This window comes from Candidatus Borrarchaeum sp. (assembly GCF_019058535.1).
Taxonomy (GTDB): Archaea; Asgardarchaeota; Sifarchaeia; order Borrarchaeales; family Borrarchaeaceae; genus Borrarchaeum; species Borrarchaeum weybense.
In genome coordinates this window covers 1-9,755 of the sequence record NZ_JAHPYX010000130.1, presented here as the reverse complement: position 1 = coordinate 9,755, position 9,755 = coordinate 1, and the positions used below count along the sequence as shown (strand labels likewise).

Below are 9,755 nucleotides of genomic sequence, written 5' to 3'. Positions count from 1 at the left end.
GTATCCATTATCCAAGCCATCACTTTTTCATCAGTGTTTACATCTGGAGCGGGAATATCTTTCTCAGGGCCTATCAAGGGAAGAATCATGTAGATGTATCTGCGAGTCAGTCGTTCAATTTCTGTCCGTGACATTTTTGTTGGATCACACCTGACACCGCCCTTTGCGCCACCATAAGGAATGTCGACTACGGCACATTTTATCGTCATCCAACCCGCGAGTGCTGTTGTTTCGTTTAAACTAACTGAAGGATGATATCGAAGACCTCCCTTACAGGGTCCCCTAATATCATTGTAATGTACACGATAGCCATCATAGAGCTGGTAGTCACCGTTGTCATGCACAACACCTACCGCTACAGAAAGGGTTCTCATGGGGCGTCTGAGGAAGCTGTGAATATTGGAGTCTAAATTCAATAATTCAGCGGCGTTATCTAAAGTCTCCAAAAAGTTTTCGAATGGATCCTCTTTGTTACTCATAAAAAAATCCTTCATTACTTTCATTCAATTTGATGTTTAAATTTCTTAACACTCTTCTAATTATTTCTTTGCTAGGTATTCTTTCGCTTTTTTGAGTGTTGATTTACTAACAATTCCATGGCTTCTTACCAGAGCAGAAAAGTAACACAGGCATCCGGGATCTTCAGGGGAGCCGATATAGTTTAAAATAGCGTTATATTTATCTACATCTAAACAAAGTGAGTGTATGGGACAGGAATAGCCTTTGTTGGTTAAAAAAAGCCCCATACAGGGAGGGCTTCTAGAAACGGGTTTGTCTAGCCCTTCTATAATGAAAGAACACATTTCATCAGAGATTCTTTGGAAATCTTCCTTAGAAAGGTTTACATCCTCTTTATGATATTCTATGAGTCCTCTAACTATAGATTGAATGGCTAAGTCGATTGCTTCTTTAATAGTCTTTTCAGTCCTAAATTTTTGGATCATTCTGTGGAACATACATTCATTACTACGTTCTCTATAGAAAAGACACGGCATACGAATAAGAGATGTGATAACGGTTTGGGTCATTGGCAGAACTATCCCAAGAAGTGAGTCTTTTATAAAATAGGGGCGAATACCATAGTATTAAATATCTCGATCGATTCTCCAGTCAATGATATTTTAAAGACTATACTATATTTACTTTCCCTTTTTTGATTCAGTAGTTTGGAAGGTCTTAAAGAGCCATCAAAAAACTAAGTACCAAAAGAGTTAATTATCTTTCCTTAAGTTTTATCGTGATTGACCTAAAGGAGTTTTGCTCATGAAATTATTGTTAGCTTACTTTTCTGCAACAGGAAACACCGCACAAATAGCAAATACTGTAAAAGAACAACTAACTGAGTTAAATGTAGAAATTGACGAATTTAATATGACTTCATATTCTGATAGACAAAAAAATATTAATTTAGATCCTTATGATGCAGTAATTTTCGGATTTCCTGTTTATGACAATAGAGCACCACGATTGGCAAGAGAATGGTTGCAGACATTGAATGGTAAGGGTAAGAAATGTGCTACCTTTTTTACTTATGGCGGGATTCGTGTGCATCCATCCCATTATTCTACTCGTCAGATATTGGAAAAACAGAATTTCGAAGTTGTTTCATCTGCTGAGTTCTTAGGTGCGCATACATTTAATTTAGCTGGATGGGAGGCAATGGAAAACAGACCCGCCCCCTCAGATTTTGATGTCGCTAGAGAATATGCGTTAAAAACCTATAAGAAATTCATTAATAAGGATTCTAGACGCTTAGGTGAACTAGAAAAAGGCATGCTTAATGAAGAACAATTGGATGAATTGGAGAATTCTAAGTTTAAGATAATCAAACAATTTCCTACCAGAGACGGCAAAGAATGCAGCATGTGCCGAACCTGTGAAGAGCAATGTCCTACGCAGGCCATGAATGCTGAAGAAGGGTCTGCAAACAAGGATGATTGTATCGTCTGCCTTAGATGTGTCGCTAATTGTCCTGATAAGGTATTGAAAATAAATGATCTAAGTAAAATCTTCAAGATGCTACTACAAAGAGATAATACAACAAAGGAACTTTTGGCGAAAAAAACAAGTAAAATCTATTTGTAGGTATTATTTGTCATTTCTAAACGAATTAGTTCTGCTCTCTTTAATTTTATTATCGCGAGAAGACCTCCCCCGAAAGGGTGGGGTAGTTCACTTGTAAAACCTCTTGAATACTCGACAGACCGCCAATCCCATCCATAAAAGCAAATCTTTATCTCTACCCTTGGTCAATTTCAGATTCCATGTCCCGTTCTCTTCTTGATTGTTAGTAAACCAATCAAGAGCTTCCTTGATTTGTGGATTATCAACAGAAAATCCAAGATAAGACAGCGAATCAAGTGATGACAATAAGTCGGTAAACCAAAAAGGAAATGTAAATCTAGTCCAATAATTGACTGCTTGTCGATCAGAGTAGCGATCCCGTTTGAAAAAACGAGATGCCAAGAATTCTCCAGCATCTTTAGCTTCTTTTGTTTTTCGAAATTCAGGATGCGCCGCAAATGCTCTTAATACACATCCTGTCACCAACCAAGCAGATGGCATCAAAAGATCAGGCATCAAAATTTCAGAATGCAACATTTCTCTATCTAATTTCTTGCCAACTGTTCTAAATGGAATTGCCCAGCCGCCATCACTTTGGCGAATAGAAAGAAGCCATTTAAATCCTTTTTCAATCCTAGGATCATTATCATAGCCTGCTTTAATGAGAATTTCCATGGTCATTGCAGTATAGGTTGGAGCGTACTGAGTTCCATAAATTCCTCTGAAATCACCTTCTTCTGTCTGAAAACTGAATAAGAACTCAGCTGCCTTTTGCATTGCAGGGTGTTTTTTGTTAATTCCATATTTTTCAACCAATTCTCCAATGATTCTATACGTCTCAAGTTGATTATAGTTCTCTCTTGAACGAATGGACGTGTCGCCACCGGGATATTTCCAAAAACCATCCTCTTGCTGTTTTCGAATGAGTTTTTTAACTTGGGATAACTGCCACAATGTTTCAATAGACTCCATTTCCTTTTTACCAAGTAAATCACGTTGGGTAAAAAACAAAATTGCCTCATTTCTTGATGTTAGCAATGGGGGTAAAGGGTCAAAGTTAAGTTGTTTTCTCCATCTCTCTACCATCGTCATTCACCATTAATTTAAAACAAAAACATCTTTAAAGTGAATTTGTATCATTCAGATTAAAAAACTAAGGTGGCAGGATGTATATTTGGTTTTTTTTCTGTATAATTGGTGTAATCGCAATAATACCACTTCATTTTTTATCCGTAGAGCACTTGAAACTCCAAGAAAAGTACGGTAAAGAGAAGGGGATCAAACGAGGTGAGATTTATGGACTCATTTCAGGATGGTTTTTTTTCATCTTTTGGATGGGGCTCTGGTTTTCACCACAATCAAGATTTACTGTTCCAATTCTTCAGAATGTATCCGTCATCATTCCAATTATTAATTTTTCAATTCCTGTGTTTCACCTGATAATTTGTACGCCTTTCCTCGCTCTGGGTGCCTGGTTAGGGATTAAGGGTGTACAGGAAACTACCCTAAAAGTAACAGAAACACATAGACCGGAAAAAATTATTACAGGAGGAGTTTATTCCGCTGTCAGGCATCCACAATACTTTGGTGGATTACTTGCTCACGTGGGAATTTCTTTTCTCTTATCAGCAATTTATTCCTTGTTTTTTACTCCTCTGATGATTTTACTAGTCTATCTCATATCATGGAAAGAAGAAAAGGAGTTAGTCAGAGAATTTGGCAAAGAATATGAAGATTATAAAAAGAAGGTGCCAATGCTACTGCCAAAGATTAGAAAATGATTTCAGTTGTGTTCGCTATTTAATCCATTCTTAAGGGTTCCTGATCTCTTTGGTTACAAAAAGACGTTTAATGCTCTCTTCTAACTTATTAAGCGACCTTAACCTTTAATAAATGCAAAAAACTCTTTTTCTTGTGATTCTACAAATTTAACGAATTCTTCGATAAGTTTCATCTTGCTGACCTTTAATTTTTGGTTTAGAAGCAATTTCGCTTGCAATTCGTCAATCTTATTTTTCACTTCAGTCGCAACGCGTATTGTAGTAACCAAACAACTCCCCCTGAGTTTGTATAATTTTATACTTTTTCTTAACTTATAGTTAATTCGACAGATAAAATCTCAAAATTAACATATAGTAGACTTTCATACATATATACTTTTATACTGAATATTTGCTGTTCTCTAGGGAACTATTTCAGCCAAAATATTTCTAAATTTTCGCAAGAATACATAAAAATCTACAAGTCTTCTTTGTATCCCTTTAAGATTTTCCTCATTCTTTGATACTACTTTTGACAAGCTAAGACTAGCACTTTTTCCAAAAGAAATATAAATGATTGTAATGCGCTTCTCTTACCTATTTCACAAAACTATAGTAACGAACATGAGAGAGAGTTATAACATAGCTTTCAACTCGAAAAGGCTCTGAAACTAAATAACTGGAAATTAAACGGAAGGGTGAACTGCGATGGCGAAAGAAATGGAGGTGAACTTGATGACAGAGAAGGAACCGATAAGGAAATATCGAACAGTAGATGGTACATTTCAGATCTTGTGTTATAAAGCACATGAGCAATGTGGTAAGGATTGCCCACAAATGAAACTGTGGCGGGAAGTAGCTGCATTTCAGAAATTAGGCTTTAAGTGTTTTATTAGAAACGGTGGCGATATATGGGAAACTAAATTCGAATATGATCCTTTAGGGATGATGTTTTCGTGAGATATGTGCAAAAAAGGGCAAATTGTTATACATAGCCTTTTTTTGTCGATAATAAATATGGAAACGATTCTTTCTTCATTTTTTTCAATTTAGCAGAGCAGAAATGAATGTTCGGGTGTTTTCAGAAATATTCTCTTTATGAATAAGTGGTTAAACGTCTGTTTTTCAGCAAAAATACCGTTTTTGTGAAATAGATATTTGTGAGTAATACTCACCATCTTTTTAGATGCTCTAAGATAGAAAAGAAATCGCAAGAAAACAGAGTTAAAATATATATTGGGCGTTCTCCTTAGAGTTTTCATATTTTATAAAAAGCCATTTTCACTTACGTGAAATTTTTATTTCAGGCAATTCACTGAGATAGAACAAGAAAAATGAATAATATGGTGCTAAAAATAGCTGATATACTCTGGAAAAAGGATAATTAGAAAGAATGACTTTCTAATCATCTTGTAACTATTCTTATGAGACTAATTCATTAAGGGAGTAGATTTCCTAACGCAGGTCCTAAGACTGGAACGGAAAATACTTGAAAGTATTCTAAGGCAAATACCACAGCTACTACTATTACAATTAACGCTATGATACCTCCAACGACTTTTCCTTTACCCATTTTTTCTTCACCAACCTTGATACTTAATCGAATTTTGCATGTTTTGATTTTAGACAAAAGCAAACAGCACTACTTCCAATATTAGTATTCAATACTCCGATAAAAATTCTCTGCAAAAAAAATAAATATATATTTGCGAATATTTTAAGGGTAGTTGCAAAATATAGTACTTTACATTTTCACAGGATTAAATTTCTCAAAAAACAGTCATTCACTCTTCTTCTTTCTTAATAGACTTTAGATTTTGTAATCTCTGGATTCTACACATTTACAAAAAAATTGGAGGGGGATATACGTCCAATATTCCTAAAAGGATATCGAGAGGTATAATGCCCGAAAAAGAATGGCTTCGGATGTGTCTCCCCCATTGGTATATTTTCTTCCTTTTAGAATTTGCATCTTAGAAGTTTTTGTCCACAAAATCGCCAATCGAGTTCGTTAAGGAAGTTTATAAAAAAAAAATGGGTGGTGTAGGATTCTAAAAGCAACAAGGCTAACCGTTTACTATTTCTTGAACTTGTAGAGAAATTCGCAGTACTCATCTCCCCACTCTGGGCATTTTGTTAACTTAAAGTCTATTTTAGGATTAACTGCCTTGAATCCTTCTTTCACAAATGTGGCACAAGGTTCGCCGCAAACTTTAAAGGCATCAAGAACATTATATTCTTTAGCCCTCTCCCAGAGCGCACATTTATATGTTCTCCTCACAGCTCTTTCTGGTGTTGACTCAACAATTTCAGATGTGTATTCAGGACCGAGGGCAACTTTGCCAACGACAAGGGATAATCTAGCAGCCCCTGCTGCATCTTCTACTGGTATGTTGTATTTTTGCTGAATCATTGGATGAAGCGCCGCACCGCCTCCACCCCACATTCCATTTAAAATCTCTATGACTTTTTCTTTACCCAAGGCACCCACAAGTTGCGCCATTAAACCCATTGCTGATCCACTGAAAACATTAGTGGCGAATGCCCATTTATCTTCAACTGGGACTTTATCAGCTATCTCAGCCATTTTCCATCCTCTCCTCAATTTGGGTACTTATAGTGCGCCCCTCCTCGGCGCTTAGGGTGTAAAGAGTCACTTTAATGAGAGTCCTTCAAGTTCACTCTTTCAATAGTGACTCCTGTTCATTTGACTGAACTTACCCTAGGACTTGTCATATGACAATTAAAAAATTAAAATTGCCATTAAATGACAAGTCAAAAATATATTTATAGCAAGTTCTATATATAGTTTTTGCAAATTAATACTTTACAAATATCTAGTTTATGCTACATATAAGTAACGGCGTGAAAGACTTTCATAACTACAAGGAAAATCGAAATTGTCTCCCTCCATCACCCCCTAAAATAGGATTTATTTTCATTCTTCTAATTTTACGACGCATTCACAATAGGGATCTCCAGCACACATACAAGTAATCATTTCCCATGTAGCGTTTGGATTTATGGTACTACCAATGACATGATCGAAGCGATTGCACCAATCACTGATATCCTTATATTCTGTTTGAAACGGACACTTAATAATTCTCCATCTGTTGATTGTTTTCGATCGCTCAAGTATATTGGTATCCTGACCTGCGAGTTCATGCCAGATGTCCCAGCACTTCCCAATTGTTTCGCAATCATTGCCTTCTAGTTTGAAGATGGTTCGAATTGTATTGGCAATATTCTTGATTCTATCACCCATTTCGTTGAACGTTTCATACATTCTAATTGCTTCTAACGCACCATATTTCTCGCGTAGCGCATATAACCAACTTTTATGGTTAGATGTCCAACCTTTCATAGCAAAATTGTATTTTAGTTCCCATGGTATCTTCATTTTCTTAACCGTAGTCTTCACAGTTACCTCATTCGATGTTTTCTCTTGTAACCTCCAAACGTATTCGCAATAGGGATCTCCGGCACACATTCCTTTAGGGCGTTCGAGGATAACCTTTGGATTAACAATCTTTCCCATAATATCGAAGAAGGATAAGGACCAGTCGCTGATATCTTCGTATCCTGTTTCAAGTGGACACTTGGTGACCTTTCTTCTATTGATTATTTTGGATCGCTTAAGCAAACCAGCTTCAGTCCCAGTTAGCTCATCCCAGATGTCAAGTATTTCTCCAATCGTTTCGCAATCGTTGCCTTTAAGGTTGAAGATGGTTAGAATAGCATTTGCAAAATTCTTTACTCTTTCATCAATTTTTTGAGCCCTCTCAAAAAGATCAAGAGCTGCTGCTGGACCATATTTCTTCCGGTTAGCATATAAGTATCCTCGATGGCTGGATGCCCAACCTCTCATTGCCCAGTCATGTTTTAGTTCCCAGGGTATCGCTAGTTTCTTAGCCAAACTCTCACACGCTCCCCAAAGCAGATTTCATTTTAAGAACTTCACTCAAGGCTTAAATAATGATGAACTCAAAAATACGTTTATTATACAGAGTTCTCCCCAATTCCTCGTTACAATAACGCACTTCAGGTCACAGGATTTCATATGAATTATTCTTTTGATAAAAATATGTATGTGTCATTCGTACATTTATATTTTAAGATTTGTATTATTTTATGATTTAAAAAAAGTCAACAATAAGTCTACTTCAATGAGTAAATAAAGGGAATACGAAACGGAATTTCAAAAAAATTTAGACTTCCTTAAACTCAATGATTGCTTCGCAGTATGGGTCTCCCCATATCAATGTCTTCACGAGCTTATAAGTTAACTTAGGATTAACTGCCCTTAGTCCCTCTTCGCACCATGCTTGATGCCCTGCAGGACAAACCCAAAGTTCTGGATCTATATGACGCTCATTATATCTTTCCGACCATGGACACTTTGTCCTTCTTAGTACAGCTCTTTTTGGGTTTGCCTCGACTAGTTCAAACTTGTACTCGGGTCCACCCATTAAGGTTACAGCAACGATGAGCAATTTAACCGCACCTATAGCATCATCAGCAGGTATGTTGAATCTTTCCTTAACCATTGGAAAAACTCTCTGTGCTCCTCTACCCATTATCTTTGCTTGAATCTCATTATATTTTTCATAACCCATAACAGGCGAGATGATACCTTCCCCTTCTCCCAAAAGAGGTGCTGTAGTTTTCGATCCTCTCAACATTGTGAATCCAGTAAGAGTTTTTGCCGTTATTTCCCAACATTTCTGAGTCGGGATCTTCTTCAGTAGTTCTGCCATCCCCTATCACTTTTTTAGAAACTATGATTTGTTATATATTCTGATATCAAATATATAATGTCTCTTCTATTCACTCTATTGGCACGGCCTAAAGAAAAATGCCATGTCGAATAGGTTGTTATATAAATGTGGAGGTTCTAGGCTCACTGAGGCAATAGAAATCGAAACCAAATACGGCTAGAACAACTTAACCAAAAATTTAAAAATTCTAACAAAATGGATACTCTTAAATCTTGCTTGTACCTCAATGCAAAGATGTGTACAAAAAATACTAAAAAATGGGCCCGTGGCTCAATCTTCGTAACATTCTATGTGTACGAAGAGGCGAAGCTTGGTTAGAGCGCACGGCTGATAACCGTGAGATCATGTCCCCATAATGCGGGATGTTAGCGGATGTCGTGGGTTCGAATGATAGAAGTCCGGTGCTTCATCCGAAATTCCCACCGGGCCCACCACTTATTTTCAAGAGATTTATGATTATTATCTATTTTCCTTTCATCTTAAAAAAAAGCCAATTCACATCTCTTTTTTCGCCTTTTCTTGGCTTCAGTTTGATAAGAACATATCCACCTCTAAGCTTGTCTCCACTAATATTAACTTCTATCTTTGTATCAGTTTTTTTAATTAACTTAAAACTTCCCCTATCCCATATCTCAACGCTACCCGCTCCATATTCGCCTTCGGGGATGATTCCACTAAAAGTCGCATACTCTATTGGATGATCCTCTGTTTGAACGGCTAGCCTTTTGATTCCTGTCTTCAAAGGAGGTTCCTTAGGAATAGCCCAGCTTTTTAGTACTCCCTCAAACTCTAGACGCAAATCATAATGCAAGTGAGTAGCAGCATGCTTCTGGATAACGTAGATTCCTTCCTTAACCATTTCCCTTCACAGTCTCCCTTTTCGTGCCCGCCTCGCGCTTCTCGTTTTATGCTCGTACTGCGCGCATCGTAATCACATCACTTGAAGCTTACGCTCGGGCTACATCACTTTATTTCGAATTGTTCACCTGGTTTGAGAAGTGCGACTTTGATTTTCGATTTTGCCTCGACCTCTTTTCTGATTTTCTCAAGGTCAGTCTGCCTACTGTGCATCGGGATTACGTGTTGCGGATTGATTGCTAATATGGCTTCTACTACCTCAGGGGTGTCCATCGTAAATGTTCCGTCGCAT

General features: G+C 37.1%; 12 protein-coding genes, 1 tRNA gene and 1 pseudogene. 4 read left to right on the top strand and 10 right to left on the bottom strand.

Features of this window, described 5'->3' with window-relative positions:
- Together QVB70_RS07610 and QVB70_RS07605 are read right to left on the bottom strand one after the other, a co-directional pair.
- A partial coding sequence (locus QVB70_RS07610) for a Glu/Leu/Phe/Val dehydrogenase (RefSeq protein WP_287585042.1) occupies positions 1 to 479 on the bottom strand: 479 nt, incomplete at its 3' end.
- Between the two features lie 60 nt (positions 480 to 539).
- Complete coding sequence (locus QVB70_RS07605) at positions 540 to 1,028, bottom strand: hypothetical protein (RefSeq protein ID WP_287585040.1); 489 nt, start codon at positions 1,026 to 1,028, stop codon at positions 540 to 542.
- Between the two features lie 235 nt (positions 1,029 to 1,263).
- Between QVB70_RS07605 and QVB70_RS07600 the strand changes: the two genes are divergently transcribed.
- Complete coding sequence (locus QVB70_RS07600) at positions 1,264 to 2,085, top strand: EFR1 family ferrodoxin (protein ID WP_287585039.1); 822 nt, start codon at positions 1,264 to 1,266, stop codon at positions 2,083 to 2,085.
- An 87-nt stretch (positions 2,086 to 2,172) separates the two neighbouring features.
- On the opposite strand, the gene QVB70_RS07595 is transcribed toward QVB70_RS07600, so the two are convergent.
- Positions 2,173 to 3,150, bottom strand: coding sequence for a hypothetical protein (locus tag QVB70_RS07595; RefSeq protein ID WP_287585038.1), 978 nt, complete (start codon positions 3,148 to 3,150; stop codon positions 2,173 to 2,175).
- 80 nt (positions 3,151 to 3,230) lie between these two features.
- Between QVB70_RS07595 and QVB70_RS07590 the strand changes: the two genes are divergently transcribed.
- Positions 3,231 to 3,845 (top strand): isoprenylcysteine carboxylmethyltransferase family protein, encoded by a 615-nt coding sequence (locus QVB70_RS07590; protein WP_287585037.1) that lies wholly within the window; start codon positions 3,231 to 3,233, stop codon positions 3,843 to 3,845.
- Between the two features lie 98 nt (positions 3,846 to 3,943).
- Here QVB70_RS07590 and QVB70_RS07585 read toward each other — a convergent pair whose 3' ends face one another.
- A complete protein-coding gene (locus QVB70_RS07585) occupies positions 3,944 to 4,114 on the bottom strand; it encodes a hypothetical protein (protein ID WP_287585035.1) in 171 nt (56 codons plus the stop codon).
- 445 nt (positions 4,115 to 4,559) lie between these two features.
- Here QVB70_RS07585 and QVB70_RS07580 point away from each other — a divergent pair, with 445 nt between their 5' ends.
- Positions 4,560 to 4,784 carry a hypothetical protein gene (locus QVB70_RS07580; protein ID WP_287585033.1) on the top strand — a complete coding sequence of 75 codons (225 nt, stop codon included), beginning with the start codon at positions 4,560 to 4,562 and terminating at the stop codon, positions 4,782 to 4,784.
- Positions 4,785 to 5,262: 478 nt separating this feature from the next.
- On the opposite strand, the gene QVB70_RS07575 is transcribed toward QVB70_RS07580, so the two are convergent.
- From QVB70_RS07575 to QVB70_RS07560, 4 genes are all read right to left on the bottom strand, one after another.
- Positions 5,263 to 5,397, bottom strand: coding sequence for a hypothetical protein (locus QVB70_RS07575; protein ID WP_287585032.1), 135 nt, complete (start codon positions 5,395 to 5,397; stop codon positions 5,263 to 5,265).
- Positions 5,398 to 5,901: 504 nt separating this feature from the next.
- Positions 5,902 to 6,411, bottom strand: coding sequence for a hypothetical protein (locus QVB70_RS07570; protein WP_287585030.1), 510 nt, complete (start codon positions 6,409 to 6,411; stop codon positions 5,902 to 5,904).
- A 351-nt stretch (positions 6,412 to 6,762) separates the two neighbouring features.
- A complete protein-coding gene (locus tag QVB70_RS07565) occupies positions 6,763 to 7,743 on the bottom strand; it encodes a hypothetical protein (RefSeq protein WP_287585028.1) in 981 nt (326 codons plus the stop codon).
- Positions 7,744 to 8,035: 292 nt separating this feature from the next.
- Positions 8,036 to 8,584, bottom strand: a complete 549-nt coding sequence (locus QVB70_RS07560; RefSeq protein WP_287585026.1) for a hypothetical protein — start codon at positions 8,582 to 8,584, stop codon at positions 8,036 to 8,038.
- Between the two features lie 280 nt (positions 8,585 to 8,864).
- Here QVB70_RS07560 and QVB70_RS07555 point away from each other — a divergent pair.
- A tRNA-Ile gene (locus tag QVB70_RS07555) sits at positions 8,865 to 9,039 on the top strand.
- A 29-nt stretch (positions 9,040 to 9,068) separates the two neighbouring features.
- Here QVB70_RS07555 and QVB70_RS07550 read toward each other — a convergent pair.
- Both QVB70_RS07550 and QVB70_RS07545 read right to left on the bottom strand, forming a co-directional pair.
- Positions 9,069 to 9,464 (bottom strand): DNA polymerase ligase N-terminal domain-containing protein, encoded by a 396-nt coding sequence (locus QVB70_RS07550; RefSeq protein ID WP_287585025.1) that lies wholly within the window; start codon positions 9,462 to 9,464, stop codon positions 9,069 to 9,071.
- A gap of 104 nt (positions 9,465 to 9,568) precedes the next feature.
- Positions 9,569 to 9,755: pseudogene (locus tag QVB70_RS07545) on the bottom strand (metal-dependent hydrolase); the annotation flags it as partial.